We start from the raw sequence: 16,925 nt of genomic DNA on the forward strand, positions 1-16,925 counted from the left end.
AAAAAAAGAAGCATTCAATATTTTCACCTTAGTTGTTTTTGAAAATACAAAACAAGTAGACAAAAAAGAGTTAATGACTAAAAAGCTACAGCCATTTAAAGGTCATAAAAACCTATTTTGGGGTATTCAAAGAAGAATTGTTGATATTGAAGTAGCACACAAACTTTATCTTCAACTTCTACAAACCAATCAATTTGAAATAGATGAACCATTAAGCATTGGAGAAGTTCAATTATTACAAGAACAATATGTTCTTCCAAGAGAAGATATGCATCATGAAGTACAGTTAAATAATATATTGAAAAATAACTTCAAGAATGGGTCATATATTTTAGAGTTCTTTGATGAAGTAAAAAATAAGGTTCAATTTTTATTAGATAATCCACCTTTATTGAATCAGTTTAGTGAAGAAATCAGTAGTATATTGCCTATTAAAGTAGGGACTGTATCGGATAGATTAGGAAATATTATTTTTCAATTTCCAATAAATAATTTTGAACTATATCACGACAGGATAACAGTCAAAAACAAACAATGGGTTCAAAAATATCAAGGGATTAAACTTGCAATTATCTCAAAATCAAAAACTTTTAATATCCAAAACTTAGTAGCTCGATTATATGAAGAAGATACCGACAAACTTATTACAAGACAAAGATTCATTAATATTGATAGCACTGTGACAGATATAGCTTTTGATGATTGTTTCGGTACACATATTGAAATAATTGATAAAACGACTTCTCTGCTTTTATACAAATATAAATTCTCCATTATCAAACAAATGTATTCCAATATAAGTGTCATAGAACTTCAAAATAGAGTTTTTAAGATTGATGGAAATATTCATAAGATTAAGGTATCTACAAATGCAAGTCGCTCTATTTATGGAAAAGAAAAAAATAAGTCTTTTGATGAATGGATTAGAAATAGAAAATATGAGCAGGAATTAAAAGAGTTAGAAAAAAGTAAGGCATTTGTTCAATATTTCGGAAATGAAAAAAAGTATATTCTACTTAATAAAATAAAATGGTCAATATCAAATAATAAAAATATACTAGATTATAAATCTTATAAAAAACAACAAGGGCTTATTGCATCTAGTATCACAAAAGCTATGAAAGATGTGAGAGAAATTATTAATAAACATGGAAATGAAGGAGTTTATCTTTGGGATCCTTATTTAAATGCTAAAGATATTAAAAACACATTGTATTTCTGCCAACATACATATGTGCCAATGAGAGCAATTACATCATTTAGTGAAATACAATTACAAAGAAATATATCTTGTCCAAAGTGCGGTGAGCCTCTTGAAAGTAAAAATACTACCGAAAAAGCTAAAACAAATATGACCAAAGAATTAGAATGCGATGATGAAAAATTCCTTTTTATGAATTTAGAAGTGAGAGGAAAAATCAAGCAATATGGTTATAAATTTCATGATAGGTTTTTAATATTTCCTTTAGAGCAGCCAAAAGTTTGGTCACTTGGTATTTCTGTAAATCAATTAGGTGCATCACATCATATTTTGTAAGAGGTTAAAAATGCTCAGCACATCTTAAATGCTTTTAATAAGTTGTGGGATGAGTTAAATCATGAGGAGTGTTTAGTGTGGAAGAGCAAATGAGCCTTTTAGATAAATACTTTCAATTATATGAAGATAAACACTATAAAGAAAAAATATATGAGTTTTCATATGCTTCTATGATTGGTCATTTTATTGAATATAAAATTTATAAATACGATGAAGGCAATTTACCAGATCAAGATATGATTAACAAGGAATTTGAAAAAACTATTTTCGAAATTAAAGACTTTAGATTAAAATCTAAACTAATTCCTTTGATTCTATTTCTTGGTGAAGAGTATTGGAAGCATTTAATGGAAGTGAATTACTTTGATGACATACACTTAATCTTGTTAGATGACTTCAAATCATTGTCTTTTAAAATCGACTTTAATCAAATAAATGAATTCTCACATATTTATGAAAGTCATCAAGACATGATAAAGGGTATTCAAAAAAAAGAGTTTCAAAAAATAATTGACTTTAATACGAACCAAAACATGGGTAATCATCAGTACAATCATTTTATTTATTTAATTGCAAATAAATTTTTTTTTGACGAGTATTGTCAAGCTTTAGACAAAAAAGATGATTTCACTTTTTTATTTTTCTTAAGTAGTTTAGAAAATGGTCGAACAAAAGGGTTTGATAAAAGGTTAAGAATATTAGATCATCTTAATAGCAATCGAAGTCTGCTACAAATCAACTTACTAGAAGATATCTTACTACATGGTGATAATGAAGATTTTATTTGTAAAACTACAATAGATTTTTCTATAAGCCTGGAGTTGTGGCAACAATTTATAAGTTTCTATTTAGAGTATCCATCGCGATATCCTCAACTCTTTAAAGCACTCTCAAAAGCAATAATTCAATTAGATGAAAAAAGTGTAGATTTACTGCTTCATGGTATCAAATTAAGTAAATTTTTATCGAATGAGAGTAAGGAAGCTCTAAATAGTTGTTTCTTAAATATTCAAAAAGATGAGATACAAAAATATTGTTTGGAAACTTTGTTCCTAAGGTGGCTAGATTTCATAGGTACTTCCAGTGATTATTTTGGAAGTATAGTATTAACAGATATTATAGATTTAATTGTTGTTTACATTAGAGATTTTTTGGATAAAAATGTAATTATCCAAGAGATTGAACGAGTTTTATATAACTTAGAAGAGATAGATAATAAATGGTTTATTGATGGATTAGAACATTCAAACTATTTTTATAAACAGATGACTAAATTATTCGTCTATGGATTTGCTTTAGAAAAATACAAGTTATATGATTTAAAAGAAAAAATATCTCTTATCTGTAGTGGCGCTCCTGTATTGGAAAATGAAAAAAGCTATCAAACAAAAACAACTCTGCAGTTATTTAAAGAGTATATAGTCTAACAAAGCTTAGCAGTGAACACAGCGTGTCACTGAAGTCAACCGTTAAGTTACTAAACCTCTAGGTTATGAAACATATAACATATTAATGCATTTTCCATGTTCCAAAAAGTGTTCAAAAAATAAAAAATGCAAAATTCCATAAACCATAATGGATTATGGAATAGATAGAAAATTATGACTATGAACCAATTTCTAATGATTCAATGAATGCAAAACTTAGTTATTGGTTTAAATTTTATATGTATATGAAAAAAGTGGGAGAATTTCATGAATTAAAAATATCCATAATAAAAGTTAGAAAGAAGAATTATAGCTCAAGATTATTAGCCCACTTAAATTATAGAGAAAATCAAGATAATAAATTTATTGATGTATGGTTGTTAAAAGTTAAACCTAGTCCAATACAATTTTCATATCATGCAATTAGTAAATTAGAATATATTCATTTAGAAGAAAGATTAAAATCTATAGATATAGTTTATGCACTTATTGCTTATTTAATGGTTGAAACAGGATTACGAGCGGCAGTAGAATTAGAAGTTAAAGAAGTAGATTTTAAAAATTTATTTAAATATCTAAATAGTGGGAAAAAAAAAGATGATGTAATTAAATTAGAGTATATTTCAAAAGGTGGGAATTTGGATTTTTGCGATATACCATTAAGAGCTATAGAAAGAATCCAAAAAGAATATTTGTCTAGAGAATTTGTAAAAAGAACAAAACTGTATACAGATAGATGTTTTAGATTAGGTAAAAAATATAATGAAAAAAATATTTGGTTTACAGATAGAGGAAAAGAAGTAAATTATATAGATTTAAGAGTAGCCTTTAAAAAAGCATCTGAAGAAATGGGCAGATATAAAAATAAAATTACAGCACATTGGATGAGACATACATTTGCAACATGGACACTAATAGATTATTCTGATAAAAATAAGATACCATTGAATAGTACAGGTGTTTCTATAGATATAAGATTAAAAAATATTTTAATGAGAAAACTTGGTCATGCTTCCGAAAGTTCAACAATGAAATATATAATAACAGCAATTGAATTATCAAATACAGGAACTCATAATGGAACAATAATTCCATTAAAAAGTTTTTTAGAATCTAAAATAGTACAAAATATCACGAGAGAAAAAGCAATAGAAGAATTTGATGAAGAATTATTTGATGTAGTTAAATATGCAATATCTAAAGGAATAGTAGTTGATGATAGTTATGTGTAATTCAATAAGTATATTGACTTTTTATAAAATAATGAAGTTATTAATAAACCATTAGAAAATATTATTGTACCAATTTAACAGAGTGAACTAAGTTAAAAATGGTTTTTTATTATACTTTTATTAATGAAAATTTATTATACTTTTTTAATTTATAAAAGTATTGCTTATTAGCTAATTTTTAGGCTCTATAGCTGATTATACTTTTTTATTTTTTTATAAACCAACAATGGACCTTGCAAGTGCTTCAAATGGTAATGTAGTATCAGCTGTTATTGGATTGACTGTTGCTGGAGTATTTTCTTTATTATCGGATAAACCTAAAAAACAAGAAGTTTCTGGATCGTTTGTATCTTTAAGAGTTATAGACAAAGTTAAAAAGACGGATAATGTAAAAATATATGATACTTTTTTTGATAATGTCAAAGCTGATACAAAAAAGGACTTATTGAGAAAAATAAATGAAACTATTAATATTGACCCTGATAGTAAAGAATACAATATTAATTGATATAACAACTTTCGATTATATAAAGAAATTTTTAATTATTTTTACTACTTTTAATGCAAGTTTATAACTAGCACAAAAATGATTTTATGTGCTTCAATTTAAAAGACCAACAATAAAAAGATTGTTTTTAGTAAAACTTTTTAGTATAATTATTTTAATAAGTGGGATTCAAGGAGTACTTGAAATCTCAAGAAGGAGAAAAAGTGGATAATGTAACTCGAGGATTAATTGCTCTTGGAAGCTTTGCTTTTTTATCAATGTTATTTCCATTGATGATAGGAATAATTTTAAAAGAACCAAAGAAAAAACACAAAAAATCTTGCTAAAGTCTTAGCGGACTAATCTATAAATAATTTGTTGTTTAAATTAGTTTCCAGTTAATTCTGGAGAGTTTTTTAATTTGCTAAAAATTAAATTAAAAAATATATGAAACCAAATATAAATTAAGTAACATAAACTAGATAGTGATATAATCAAAATAACAGTTATTGTATTGATAGGAATATTGCTACGTGTAGGTAAATATTTTTATGAATAAGATTTAAAAACTAAAATATAAAATATCAAATAGTTAATTTTTAAAAACTATTATATTATTTTAAAAAAGGAAAAGACATATGACAACAACAATAGTAAGTGGAATATTTTTATTTCTTCCAATTGTTTTAGGAATTGTAGGAGTTGCAATTTTTTCAGCGAAAAAAAATGTTGAGAGTAAAAATAATTGAGTAAGTTTTATATTTTTATTTCATAGTAACTAATCTAATAAATCAATATTTTAATAAAAAAATAGTTCTATATTTTTTAAAAAATGAAAAATAAATGTTTAGCATTACAGAATATTCAATTGCAATTGCAATTAAATTAAATGAAGTAAATAAAATCTTATACTCTTATTATATAAAAAATAATGTTGTAGATGAAAATAGTAAAGAGATTTTAATGCAGTCTAATAATTTAATTTATGAAAAAATCAAATCACGTTTTAAAATAAATCCAGAAGATTTTGGTTTAAATGTTAATCATTACACAAATGAAAAAAATGAATATTTAGAGTCACTTGAGATTGCAAATATTATAAAAGAAAGATCACTTAATAAAAATGAATCTACAAAAATGATTACTCAAGATGAGATATTCTATTACTTGGAAAATAAAATACAATCATCAAAAATATAACTGCTATTTTTTTAAATAAAATCTATTTTCAAATTCAAAATCTATAAAAATTTTAAGAAAAATTATTGAGATAAGTGAAGTTAATCAAGATAAAATTACAAAAATACTTGCTGCTAAAAAGAAAAAGTTAAAAACAAAAGAGATAAAGATAAATGAATTACAAAATGAAAAAATGAAAATACTTTGAAGTATTTTCATAATCTTTAGTCAAGATAAAATTACAAAAGATGAATTAGAAAAGCAGGTATGATTGAAAGTGATTTAAATATGCTACAAGACAAAAATAAAGAAAAAGAATACCTAACTAAGAGTAACATACAAATGACATTTTAGAGCAAAACAAAGACTCAAATCAATAGATTTTAATAATAAGTGAGAAGTACCCCTTTTTATTTATTGTCATTAAGAAAATAATATTCACACTTCAAGAAATTTTACTTAAAAATATGGCTCTATATAATACACTAATATAGCCGAATTTTTTACAGAAAATATCCATAAAAATATCATTAAATATTTTAAGCCTTATATAAGTTTAAATTAAAGAAATATTGATTTTATCGTACTTTATTAAAATTGAAATATAAATAAAATAATTTTTAACTATCTAGCCGAATTTTACACAAGCGATTTTTGTTCAAAAATATGGCTCTACTAGTACATTAATATAGCCGAATTTTTTACGGACATTTTTTGCATAAAAAAACATAGCATTTTAGAGGTTTTTTACAAAAAGTGAAAAAATAGTACAAATGGTTTAAGTTTTTAAATGTTAAAAAAATCATAAAAAAAATTAAAATAATAAGGTCAAAATGAATGATTTTTCTATGCTTGACGAGATTGAAAAATATCTTCTTGAAATCTTTGGTGATAAGATAAATGCACTTGAAAACAAACAAAGATTTTACGAAAAGGTTTTAAAAAAAAGTGATCAGCTTGAAGGGGGAAGAAAAAATATTTTTTCAAATAAAAATGTTTTTAAAAAAGATGTTTGATTTTAAAAATATAATTGATAATGAATTATATAAAAAAGAGTTTATGGAATTTTCAAAAAGATATTCAATAACAAGAATAGAGTTTGAAAATATTTTTGAAAGTGCAAAAATAGAAAATGAAAAAGAGTATTATCATTCACCTGCTATTAAAAAAATTGTTCTAGAAATAAAAGGAAAATTGCCAACAATAAGTGCAAGAGTTTACAACATACACTTAGGATTTTTTACAAAGGCAAACACAGAAGAACTTTCTCTTAAAGAGTATAGTTCATTAACTGGTGAAGACTATGGTACTTTGAAAATTATTTTAAAAAATGCTCAAAAGCTTATAGCTAAAAAATTTCAAAGAAGAGTATCAAAATGATAGATTTAATTTTTAAAGTTTTACTTCTTGTTGTAATTTTTGCTGTCCTTGTTGTTTTTATTTTAATAAAAGAAATAAAAAGAAGAAGAGAAGAAATTATAGAAAAAATAAAAGTATATATTCCTTTTGCAATCAGACCAAACCCAATTAGCTTTATTATCTAATGTTTCACAAAATGCCAATTCAAAAAAGGTTATGCTACTAATAGGAATGTTTTTATGACATAGACTAATAGCCATAATTTATAAAGCTTTTGATTGATTAATACTTTTAGTATGCTTATATTTTATCAATTACATACTTTTTAGCTATATAAAGTTAACTAATTGATATAATTACAGCAATTACAATTTATATTTAAGGATATTGATAAATGATTAAAAGTTCTGTACAAAAAATTTTAATGGTCGCTAGTAAAAAGATAAGAGCTGAACGAATTGCACTTGAACTAAGCCAGGAAGAGTTTGCTAATTTTGTTGATATTAAATATGCTACATACAAGACTTTTGAACAAAAAGGAAAAATCACATTTGAAAATTATGTAAAAATTCTAATAAAAATAAATAAAGAAGAACAGTTTAATAAATTTTTAGAGGGATTTGAGTTTAATGATCAAAAAGAGAGAACAAACAAAAAAAATGAAAATGATAATATATATCTAAAGCCTATTATAGAACCAAGTCAAAAATATATCATCCTTGATAAAAAAGTATTTGGTGAAGAATTGTTTTATAGTGTAGAAGATGGACATAGATATGAAATACCAAATTTTATAAATATTGTTTTAAATAAATGGAATGAAAAAAGACTAATGCTACTTTTAAAATATTTTGGACCAGAAAGATTAGCATCTCATATAATAGAACAAAAAGATATTAATTTATTAAAATCATTCAATAAGCACAAAGCACATATTTATAAACAATTAAATAATTAAAACAAATAAACTAAATAGGAAAATAAAATGCTACAAAAAACACAAGAAGTATTAGAACTTATTGCAAATGATGAGTTATTTGAAAATAATGATATGGGAACCTCTAAAAACATCTTTTAGAACGTCCAACTTTTCATTTTCTTGATTTTTTTAAAATCTTAGCTCAATTTTAGCTGAACTTTTTTAGAAACTCTGTGAAAATCCCCCTCTATTTTTACTATTTTTATGGATTTATATCCATTTTCCTATATTTTCACTTTTTCTAATCTTATTAGCTGTTCAAATCTAAAGTGGTTATAGGTTAAGTTAAGTAATCCTATTGATTCTTTGATCCTCTTTATTCCTATTGATCTCATATACAGAGCATTATTCATAGAGTTTGTCATAAATCCAAAGATATGTTCTACTCTTGCTCTGATTTTTGATTTTTTGTTATTTGATTCTTTTTGTTGTTCTGTAAGAGGACTACCTCTATAGCCTTTTTCATGGACAAAGCTTTCGCATTCAATGGCTTTAAGGTGTTCTTCTATCTCTTTACTTCTGTATGCACTATCAGCATGAAGCCTATTGTCTGTTTCATCAACTATATTTTCAATCTCTGTTGAATCATGAGGTGCTGCACTGGTTACAGAATATTTGGTAATGAGCTTTGTTTTCTCATCTGCATTGATATGATCTTTAAATCCAAAGTGTTTTTCACCTGATTTGGTCATCCATCTTGCATCGGTATCTTTTTGGCATAGTTTGGATTGTTTACCATTCTTATCTTTTTTACCAAACTTTAACGGCACTGCACCTTTTTTAATATCTGCATTATCCTCTTTAGAATTTCTTTGTTTTGGAACATCTACAAATGTCGCATCTACAATACTTCCCTCTTTAGCTATAATTCCTTTATCCATCAAAGCTACAGCAAACATTTCAAATAAGCTTTTAGATAAATCTTTATTTGCTAATTGCTCTTTAAAGTGCCATATAGTTTTTTCATCAGGAATAGTATCACCAATTTTTAATCCTAAAAATTGTTTAAATGATGTTCTATCATTTATCTGAAACTCTGTTTGTTCATCAGAGAGGTTATAGTATTTTTGCAAGATTAAGATTTTAAACATCATTATTTTATCAAATGGTGGTCTTCCACCAGCACCTTTGGGTTCAACATATAAAGCTTTTTCTATTGTTTCTCTAAACATCTCCCAATCTATCACAAGATCAAGTTTAGCTAATATTGGTTGATACTTTTTAATCTTTTTTTCATGAAACTCTAAATCGAATAATCCTGCCATTTTAAAACCTTTGCGATGTTATGCATAGTAGATATTTTATCTAAATTGTGGTTTTAGGTTGGTTAGGTAGGAGTTTTTAGAGGTACCCATATTAGATTCGTTGGTGGAACTGCACTTAGTCATTTAATAGATCATAGATTATCAGAAGAATTACTATGATTAAAAGCGATTTAAGTAGCCTAGAAGACAAAAATAAAGAAAAAGAATATAAGCATAAGTGTAAGATTATAAATGATGTTATAGAACAAAAAGACGCAAAGCAATAAATTTTAACGATAAGCGAAAAGAATCTCTTTTTACTTATTTTTTCAATAAAATAATATTTTTAAATAGCCAAAATTTTTAAAACAAATTCATACTTAGTATAATACTTCTATATAGCCGAATTTTTTACGAAAAAAAACACTAATTTTTTCTAATTGTTTTTAAGCCATTTTTAAGTATAAATTAATAAAAGCCCCTTTTTATCGTATTATTAAAATTAATGAGTATGAAAAAAATAATTTTTTTAATAAAGCCGAATTTTTTACAAGCATTTTTTTGCCCCATTTTATCTTAATACTAATACTTGAATTCAGCCGAATTTTATACAGCTGTTTTTTGATATTTAAAAAGTATCATTTTAGAGTTTTTTTACAAAAATGATAAAAAGAGAATAAATGCTTTAAGTTTTTAAATGTTAAAAAAATCATAAAAAGAATTAAAATAATAGGGTCAAAAATAAATGATTTTTCTATGCTTGACGAGATTGAAAAATATCTTCTTGAAATCTTTGGCGATAAGACAAATGCACTTAAATTAAACAAAGATTTTATGAAAAGTTTAAAAAAAAGTGATCAGCTTGAGGGAGAAGAAAAAATATTTTTTCAGATAAAATATTTTTGAAATTGAAAAAATAGAAAATTAAAAGGTGTACTATGATTCACCTGCTATCAAAAAATTATATTATAGATTTTGAAATAAGTTTCCATTTTTTAAAAATTTTCTTCACCAAATATTTTAAAAAAATTAAAAATAAATTTTAGTAAAGAAATCCAAAAAGCCAAAGTGGTATTTTATTATTAAATCCAATTTCTACATCATCATTTACAACATAACCATTTTTATTTCCTTTTAGTTGAGATGCATCTTTTGATGCACCTCCTATTTCAAATACATAATTATCATTTATAATAAAATCACCTTTGTCATGATAGTGTACTTGATTATGAAGTACAAGTTGAGATACAAAAAAACTCTCTCTAATAGATCCTATATCACCATTTCCACAAGCAACTACGAAAAGATTTGGATTATCTAAAAGAAGTTTATCTGGTTTATTAATAGCTCTCATTCCTTCACCTGCTCTTACAATATGTATTAAACTTCCAGCATCCATTCTTTCTAAATATTTTTGTAAAGTTGGCCATGATGTTCCAACTGCTGTGCTTAGTTTTGAGATATTTAATTCATAAGGTTTTGTACTGCAAAGCATATAAATAATCTTTTTTAATTTATCTAGTTTTGAAGGTTCTATATTATATATTCCACATAAATCTGAGTCAATTGTAAGATTTATTACTTCTAAAAGTTTCATAGAATAATCGCTTAGCGATTCTTTATAAAATGGATAACATCCATATTTCAAATAGTTGTTAAATTGTTCAAGTGGTCTTATTTTTTTTAAAATTTCAAAAGTAATATCTTCATGATTTTTTAAAATATCTTCTAACAAATAACTTTGAAAAGTCTCATTAGTCTGTAACTCACAAAATTCTCTTAAAGATAAAACTCCTAAAGTATGAATAACTGCTCTTCTTGATAAATCAGCAAGTGAGTTTTCAATTTGTAAGGCTGAAGATCCACTAAATAAGACTTGTAAATCAAATACATCATATATCGCTTTTAAATCTTTTGAAAAATTTTCATTTTTATGTATTTCATCAATAATAAAAAGTTTTCCACCTCTTGCATAAAATGCTTCAGCAATATCATATAATGATACACCACTCATTGCTGGATGATCACAACTAACATATAAGAGTTTAGAAATAGGGTAGTTTAAACTTTTTGCATATTGTAAAAGTATAGTACTTTTTCCAGCACCTCTTGCTCCTTTTATACCTATTAATTTACTATTGAAATCAATTTTTGAATAAAGGTATCTTTTATAACTTGGAACTTCTCTAGATAAGATTTGAGTAGATATTTTTTGAAGTGTTGCTAAATCCATATTTTCCTCTTATTATAAAATGTATTTTAGAATAATATCAAATTTATTATAAAGTGTACTTTATATATATCTTGATTTAAATTATTTTTATATGCTTAAATTAATTTAATAAAGTATTTATAGTATTTAAAGCAAGGGTAAACCACCTATAACAAATAAATATTAAATTTTGATAATAGTATACTAGCTAAAATTTATTTTTAGTTTTAGAGGCTTTAAAATGATTATTTAAAAAATTAATTTTACAACTTATAATATTTCAAAAAGAATAATAGTAACAACCCATTATTTTAATTTTATTTTATAATTATTTAAAACTTAAAAACTCAAAGTATTTATGCTATTTTTTTCATTTTCGTGAAAAAACTCTAAAATGATGGTTTTTAAAGAGCAAAAAAAGTCTGTATAAAATTCGGCTAAATATAAAACTAGTATAAGGGTTATTGTATGTTAAAATTGTACTGTTAAAAATTCGGCTTGATATAAAAAAATTATTTTATTTATATCTTAATTTTTATAAAGTACTATAAAATCGGTATTCCTTAATTTTTAACTTAAGTATAGCTTAAAATATTATTGGAATTTTATATGTCTTTTTTCTGTTAAAAATTCGGCTAAACTTAACATTAATTGTAAGTATTTGAAGAGCGTAAAAAAATTAAAAATCTTAATATTATTTTTCTAATGATTATAAGCAAAATGAGAGTCTTTTCGCTTATCGTTAAAATCTATTAATTTGAGTCTTTATTTTTATTTTTAAAACTTAATCTCATATCTAACATTTCGACCAGCAGTACCATCTATTTGTTTTATACATCCAAATTCTACAAGAGCAGTTATATCTCTAACTGCTGTAGCTTTACTAACTTTTGTTAAAGAGATATATTTTTTTGTATTAAGTCCACCTTCAAAATTCTCATTCCTAACATCCAATATTTTATTTAAAACTTTTATTTGTCTTTCATTTAGAGCTTTGTTTCTATGTTCATCCCAAAACTTTGTTTTTTGTATTAGATATTCAATGTTTTTTAGCGCTTCTTCCATGGCATTATTTAATATATTTAAATGCCAAATAATCCAAGCTGTAATATCAAACTCTCTATTTAAAAATAAATTTGTAGTTTTATCTAGAATATCATAATAAGCTTTTCTATCTTTATTAATCGCAGTTGAAATAGAGTATAGTTTAAATTGCGTATTTGATTTATTTTGTGAAAGAATATAATCTGTAATTGCTCTTGCAATTCTTCCATTACCATCATCATAAGGATGTATTATTACAAACCAAATATGAGCAAGTGAGGCTTTTATATAGATATTTTCAGAATTTTCATTACAATATTTTAAAAAATTCTTGATATCTTCATCAATTCTTTCTACTGGAATTGCTTTATAGTGAACTTTTTCATATCCTATTGCACCAGATATTACTTCCATATCACTATGACTTCTAAATTTTGCAATATCAATCTTAGTTAGTTTATTATATTGCGTATGTTCAAAAAGACAGTTATGCCAAGCATGAAGTCTATCCAAATTTAAATTGCTTTTATTTAAATTTGAATCAATTAAAATTTCTACTAAATTATCAGTTGCAATAGTTGAATACTTATCATTTCTTGCATCAAAATCTTTATCTAGTTTTTTCTTAAAAGAAGAATGAACACTCTGTCTTTTTAAAATTTCACCCTCTATTAAAGATGTATTAATAGCTTCATCAGTTAATGTTTCAATTTCAATCTTTACTATATCATCACTACTAAATAGTTTTGAAATACCATCAAGTATTCCTCTATTGTACTCAATTTGAGTAAGTAAATCTGTTAGTTTTGATTTCTCATATTTAAAATTCGGATAATTTTTATGTTGCCATATCCATTTTATAATATTATTTTCCATTTTTTAACCTTTGAACCGAATAATTAATATAATAGTATCATAAAATGAGCCTATTAAAGAATATAATCGAATCATTTGAAAAAAATATTTGATTATTATTTTAAAATTACAAACATAAATTATTTGTTCGTATTTATGAAAAGAATAAACCTAAATATACTTTTTCAATTTATTTTTTGAGTTTATTAATATAAACATTTGATGTATATTATAAAAGAATTGTGATATACTTAAACATTAAATAATAGGATATTATATGTCATCTATTGATTACAATGAAATTCAAAAAAATTATAATAATATTGATGAAATCTGGACAAAAGAAGATTCTTGGCATTTTTATACTTTTGGAAAAATTAAGAAATTTATAAAAAATGAAATAAATGGACTTGATTTAAAGAATAATTTTACATTGCTAAATGCTGGCTCTGCTGGTAATGATTATGAAATCAACTGTAAAAAACATATTCATGTAGATTTAATAGAAAAAAATATAATTGATAAAGCACATTATATAATTGGGACAATAGAAAAACTTCCTTTAAAAGATCATGAATTAGATTTTATTTTATGTGTAGGTAGTGTAATAAATTATACTGATGCATTATGTACAATTCAAGAGTTTAGTAGAATTCTGAATCGTGGAGGATATTTAATTTTAGAATTTGAAAATAGTTATAGCTTTGAATATTTTTTAACTAATAGTTTTAAAAAGAAAGCTAATATTGTAAATACATTCTATAAAAATAAAGAAGAAAAAGTTTGGATTTATTCACATAAATTTATTAAAGAATTATTAGAATTAAATAATTTTAAAATTATAAAATCAAAAAATTTTCATATATTATCACCACTAATTTATAGATTCTATAAAAATGAAAAGGTTGCCAGTAAATTTTCTATATTTGATAGTTTTTTATCATATATTCCTTTTCTAAAAAACTATTCATCAAATATTATTTTACTTTGTCAAAAAGTTTAAGTATTAATTTAAATTGTTCAATACCTTTTTTTGAAACAAGAGAATAAACTAAAAAAAACATTGATGTATTAATTATAACAAAACTTATTGTTTGTAATAAAGACATATCAAATGCTTTTCCTAAAAGTAAAGTTATTAATGCAAAGATAAAAATAATCCCCAAAATTGTAGTTGTATTTTTTATTTCCCTACCAACATTAAATTCACTATAATCATTCATTGGCTTAATTCCACCATTTATATTAATTTCAGCATTCAAATTATCAAATATTTTAACTTTTAATTGTTCTATAATGACCATATAAGATTTTAAATCTTTTTCCGATAAAAATTCTTTGTACCATCTTATATAATGATTATTATAAATAGTTTCTACAATCATTTTATAAGTTTCTTTTTTTATTACTCTATCCTCATATGCAGGGAAATATAATATTTTTGCTTCAATTAAACTATCATGATTATTAATACCCAAAGAAGGTTGAAAATATTTAGATTGAATTTCTCCAAAACCATTCATTTTCAAGAGTTGTAATAAGGATTTATTTTTTGATTCTACTTCAGTAACAATAAAATTAAATTCAAGTTTATATTCTTTAAGAAATTCTTTTAAAATAGCAATGATCATTTGAAAAGAATGATTTCCTCTATGGCTAGATGCAATTACGAAATAATCAATTGTAATAAAAGACTCTTTTTTAAAATATAAACATTGTGAAAAACCTATGATTTTGTCATTCTCATAAAATCCAAATATTAAAAGTTTATCCTCAAATGACTTATTATAATTATCAATCCAATAAATTATTTCATTAGATGAAGTTCTTAATTCGGATGGTATTTGATTTATATAAATATCTAGAGCATTTATAAAGTCTTCTGATTTACTATCTTCAAATAACCTTATAGTATAGACTGGTGATGAAATTGTTTTCAATATATAATATCCTATTATTATGTATTCATTTTAATAGGATATTTTCTGTTAAGAGAGGAATTGGAAGTTTCTTCTTGGATGTTTTGTTGATAGAAGTTTTCTTTGTTGCTTCATATTTATTTGAGTATAAATTTGAGTTGTTGAGATAGATGAATGTCCTAGCATCCCTTGTATATATCTAATATCAACTCCTTCTTCAAGAAGCATAGTTGCAAAACTGTGACGAAACATATGTGGAGTTAAATGTTGTTGTATATTTGCCTTTGTTTGATATTTTTTTATCATATTTGCAATAGAATGTTCTGTAAATTTATTACCTAATCTATTAATAAAAAACCACTCTTTTTTAAGTATCTCATCTTTAAATATTGATAAATATTCTTTTAAAGCTGTTTTTACTTCTTGATCACAAATTTGTATATTTCTTTCTTTCCCACCTTTCCCTAAAACTTTGATATTTCCAGTACTTAAATTAAAATCATTATATTTAATATTACTTACTTCTGATACTCTAAGTCCCGTCGCAAATAATAATTCTAAAATAGCAATATCTCTTGTAAGTGCTTTATATGAGTATTGTTCTATGTTATTAGAATCGGATTTAATTTTATAAATATATTTAAAAAGTTTTCTAATATTTTGAATTTCAATTGTTTTTGGTAGTAATTTTTGTTCTTTTATTGAAACTCGCATTTTTCTAAATGGACTTATAGTGATAATTTCATCAAATTCTAGGTGCGTAAAAAAAGCTTTTAATGTTGCTAGTTTTCTTTTAATTGATTTTGGTTTTAATTCTAAAGTATATAAATGCTGAATATATTCTTTCAATATATCTTTATCAACTTCATTAATATCCATAGATTTAATATTTTTAAATGTTTTAAATTGCTCTATATCCATTGTATAAGCAGCAATTGTTTTTGGATTTAGATTTTTCTCAAATTTACAATGAAATAAAAAATCTTGTAGTAACTTGTCTATTTTCATATTTTCTCCTAAAATTAGTTTAATTGTATTTAAATAGTATAAAAATATATATGATCTGGCTACACTAAATAGGACATAGAATATTTAACACTGCCAATTTATATTTTAGTAGTATCATCTGAGTAATAGTTTATCTCTGAAGTATTATCTATTTAATTTTTTTAAATCTAAACTCAAGTAATATTTATCTTGAAGGTGTAGTACATTTCGATACAACGAGCTCGAATTTGGCTATCAAGCAAAATACTATAATCTATTTAAATCCCTATTTATAGATTTAATAAAGCCTTTTAAGTATTATTTTATACTTATATTTCTAATTATACAATTTCTTCTATAAATAATTTTTAGTTTATTTATATATAATTTGGCTATTAATAAACAATAAAAGATTTTAATAAATCACAAAAATCTTTTATTGTATTCATGGAGAAATAACTAAT

Annotated in this window: 17 protein-coding genes; 12 read left to right on the plus strand and 5 right to left on the minus strand. The window is 23.9% G+C overall.

Annotated features, from left to right (window positions below):
* Positions 1–73 precede the first annotated feature (73 nt).
* From AFAEC_RS12100 to AFAEC_RS12140, 10 genes are all read left to right on the plus strand, one after another.
* Positions 74–1,537 (plus strand): VPA1262 family N-terminal domain-containing protein, encoded by a 1,464-nt coding sequence (locus AFAEC_RS12100; RefSeq protein ID WP_026805431.1) that lies wholly within the window; start codon positions 74–76, stop codon positions 1,535–1,537.
* 77 nt (positions 1,538–1,614) lie between these two features.
* Positions 1,615–2,964, plus strand: coding sequence for a hypothetical protein (locus AFAEC_RS12105; RefSeq protein ID WP_026805432.1), 1,350 nt, complete (start codon positions 1,615–1,617; stop codon positions 2,962–2,964).
* 203 nt (positions 2,965–3,167) lie between these two features.
* Entirely contained in the window at positions 3,168–4,196 is a 1,029-nt protein-coding gene (locus tag AFAEC_RS12110) for a site-specific integrase (protein ID WP_026805433.1), read from the plus strand.
* Positions 4,197–4,422: 226 nt separating this feature from the next.
* A complete protein-coding gene (locus tag AFAEC_RS12115) occupies positions 4,423–4,704 on the plus strand; it encodes a hypothetical protein (protein WP_026805434.1) in 282 nt (93 codons plus the stop codon).
* Positions 4,705–4,907: 203 nt separating this feature from the next.
* Positions 4,908–5,030: a hypothetical protein gene (locus tag AFAEC_RS12350; RefSeq protein WP_257119364.1), complete on the plus strand. Its 123-nt coding sequence runs from the start codon at positions 4,908–4,910 to the stop codon at positions 5,028–5,030.
* Between the two features lie 496 nt (positions 5,031–5,526).
* Positions 5,527–5,883, plus strand: coding sequence for a hypothetical protein (locus tag AFAEC_RS12120; RefSeq protein WP_026805435.1), 357 nt, complete (start codon positions 5,527–5,529; stop codon positions 5,881–5,883).
* A gap of 812 nt (positions 5,884–6,695) precedes the next feature.
* Positions 6,696–6,878 carry a hypothetical protein gene (locus AFAEC_RS12125; protein ID WP_026805436.1) on the plus strand — a complete coding sequence of 61 codons (183 nt, stop codon included), beginning with the start codon at positions 6,696–6,698 and terminating at the stop codon, positions 6,876–6,878.
* Entirely contained in the window at positions 6,871–7,242 is a 372-nt protein-coding gene (locus AFAEC_RS12130; protein WP_148294535.1) for a hypothetical protein, read from the plus strand. Before AFAEC_RS12125 ends, AFAEC_RS12130 begins: the two co-directional genes overlap by 8 nt.
* Entirely contained in the window at positions 7,239–7,406 is a 168-nt protein-coding gene (locus AFAEC_RS12135) for a hypothetical protein (protein ID WP_154656340.1), read from the plus strand. Before AFAEC_RS12130 ends, AFAEC_RS12135 begins: the two co-directional genes overlap by 4 nt.
* A gap of 209 nt (positions 7,407–7,615) precedes the next feature.
* On the plus strand, positions 7,616–8,179 hold the full coding sequence (locus AFAEC_RS12140) for a transcriptional regulator (RefSeq protein WP_026805438.1): 564 nt from the start codon (positions 7,616–7,618) through the stop codon (positions 8,177–8,179).
* A 245-nt stretch (positions 8,180–8,424) separates the two neighbouring features.
* Here the strand turns inward: AFAEC_RS12140 and AFAEC_RS12145 are convergent, their stop codons facing one another.
* Positions 8,425–9,465 carry an IS5 family transposase gene (locus AFAEC_RS12145; protein ID WP_026805439.1) on the minus strand — a complete coding sequence of 347 codons (1,041 nt, stop codon included), beginning with the start codon at positions 9,463–9,465 and terminating at the stop codon, positions 8,425–8,427.
* Between the two features lie 735 nt (positions 9,466–10,200).
* On the opposite strand from AFAEC_RS12145, the gene AFAEC_RS12150 reads away from it, so the two are divergent.
* A complete protein-coding gene (locus tag AFAEC_RS12150) occupies positions 10,201–10,350 on the plus strand; it encodes a hypothetical protein (RefSeq protein WP_154656341.1) in 150 nt (49 codons plus the stop codon).
* Between the two features lie 136 nt (positions 10,351–10,486).
* Here AFAEC_RS12150 and AFAEC_RS12155 read toward each other — a convergent pair whose 3' ends face one another.
* Together AFAEC_RS12155 and AFAEC_RS12160 are read right to left on the minus strand one after the other, a co-directional pair.
* Positions 10,487–11,677, minus strand: a complete 1,191-nt coding sequence (locus AFAEC_RS12155) for an ATP-binding protein (protein WP_026805440.1) — start codon at positions 11,675–11,677, stop codon at positions 10,487–10,489.
* Between the two features lie 756 nt (positions 11,678–12,433).
* Entirely contained in the window at positions 12,434–13,576 is a 1,143-nt protein-coding gene (locus tag AFAEC_RS12160) for a Fic family protein (protein WP_034216267.1), read from the minus strand.
* 256 nt (positions 13,577–13,832) lie between these two features.
* Here AFAEC_RS12160 and AFAEC_RS12165 point away from each other — a divergent pair, with 256 nt between their 5' ends.
* On the plus strand, positions 13,833–14,558 hold the full coding sequence (locus tag AFAEC_RS12165; protein WP_034216839.1) for a methyltransferase domain-containing protein: 726 nt from the start codon (positions 13,833–13,835) through the stop codon (positions 14,556–14,558).
* Here AFAEC_RS12165 and AFAEC_RS12170 read toward each other — a convergent pair.
* A complete protein-coding gene (locus AFAEC_RS12170; RefSeq protein ID WP_026806909.1) occupies positions 14,533–15,495 on the minus strand; it encodes a GNAT family N-acetyltransferase in 963 nt (320 codons plus the stop codon). The genes AFAEC_RS12165 and AFAEC_RS12170 overlap by 26 nt on opposite strands.
* Before the next feature lie 48 nt (positions 15,496–15,543).
* Positions 15,544–16,482 (minus strand): tyrosine-type recombinase/integrase, encoded by a 939-nt coding sequence (locus AFAEC_RS12175; RefSeq protein ID WP_026806287.1) that lies wholly within the window; start codon positions 16,480–16,482, stop codon positions 15,544–15,546.
* Between the last annotated feature and the right edge of the window lie 443 nt (positions 16,483–16,925).

The sequence above is a fragment of the Aliarcobacter faecis genome (assembly GCF_013201705.1).
Lineage (GTDB): Bacteria > Campylobacterota > Campylobacteria > Campylobacterales > Arcobacteraceae > Aliarcobacter > Aliarcobacter faecis.

What these genes read in the sequence shown, in the direction of transcription:
- AFAEC_RS12165 (WP_034216839.1), top strand. Translation starts at nt 13,833, where the DNA reads ATGTCATCTATTGATTACAATGAAATTCAAAAAAATTATAATAATATT.
- AFAEC_RS12130 (WP_148294535.1), top strand. Translation starts at nt 6,871, where the DNA reads ATGTTTGATTTTAAAAATATAATTGATAATGAATTATATAAAAAAGAG.
- AFAEC_RS12175 (WP_026806287.1), bottom strand. Translation starts at nt 16,482, where the DNA reads ATGAAAATAGACAAGTTACTACAAGATTTTTTATTTCATTGTAAATTT.
- AFAEC_RS12160 (WP_034216267.1), bottom strand. Translation starts at nt 13,576, where the DNA reads ATGGAAAATAATATTATAAAATGGATATGGCAACATAAAAATTATCCG.
- AFAEC_RS12150 (WP_154656341.1), top strand. Translation starts at nt 10,201, where the DNA reads ATGCTTGACGAGATTGAAAAATATCTTCTTGAAATCTTTGGCGATAAG.
- AFAEC_RS12135 (WP_154656340.1), top strand. Translation starts at nt 7,239, where the DNA reads ATGATAGATTTAATTTTTAAAGTTTTACTTCTTGTTGTAATTTTTGCT.
- AFAEC_RS12115 (WP_026805434.1), top strand. Translation starts at nt 4,423, where the DNA reads ATGGACCTTGCAAGTGCTTCAAATGGTAATGTAGTATCAGCTGTTATT.
- AFAEC_RS12100 (WP_026805431.1), top strand. Translation starts at nt 74, where the DNA reads ATGACTAAAAAGCTACAGCCATTTAAAGGTCATAAAAACCTATTTTGG.
- AFAEC_RS12155 (WP_026805440.1), bottom strand. Translation starts at nt 11,677, where the DNA reads ATGGATTTAGCAACACTTCAAAAAATATCTACTCAAATCTTATCTAGA.
- AFAEC_RS12125 (WP_026805436.1), top strand. Translation starts at nt 6,696, where the DNA reads ATGAATGATTTTTCTATGCTTGACGAGATTGAAAAATATCTTCTTGAA.
- AFAEC_RS12140 (WP_026805438.1), top strand. Translation starts at nt 7,616, where the DNA reads ATGATTAAAAGTTCTGTACAAAAAATTTTAATGGTCGCTAGTAAAAAG.
- AFAEC_RS12120 (WP_026805435.1), top strand. Translation starts at nt 5,527, where the DNA reads ATGTTTAGCATTACAGAATATTCAATTGCAATTGCAATTAAATTAAAT.
- AFAEC_RS12145 (WP_026805439.1), bottom strand. Translation starts at nt 9,465, where the DNA reads ATGGCAGGATTATTCGATTTAGAGTTTCATGAAAAAAAGATTAAAAAG.
- AFAEC_RS12110 (WP_026805433.1), top strand. Translation starts at nt 3,168, where the DNA reads ATGAATGCAAAACTTAGTTATTGGTTTAAATTTTATATGTATATGAAA.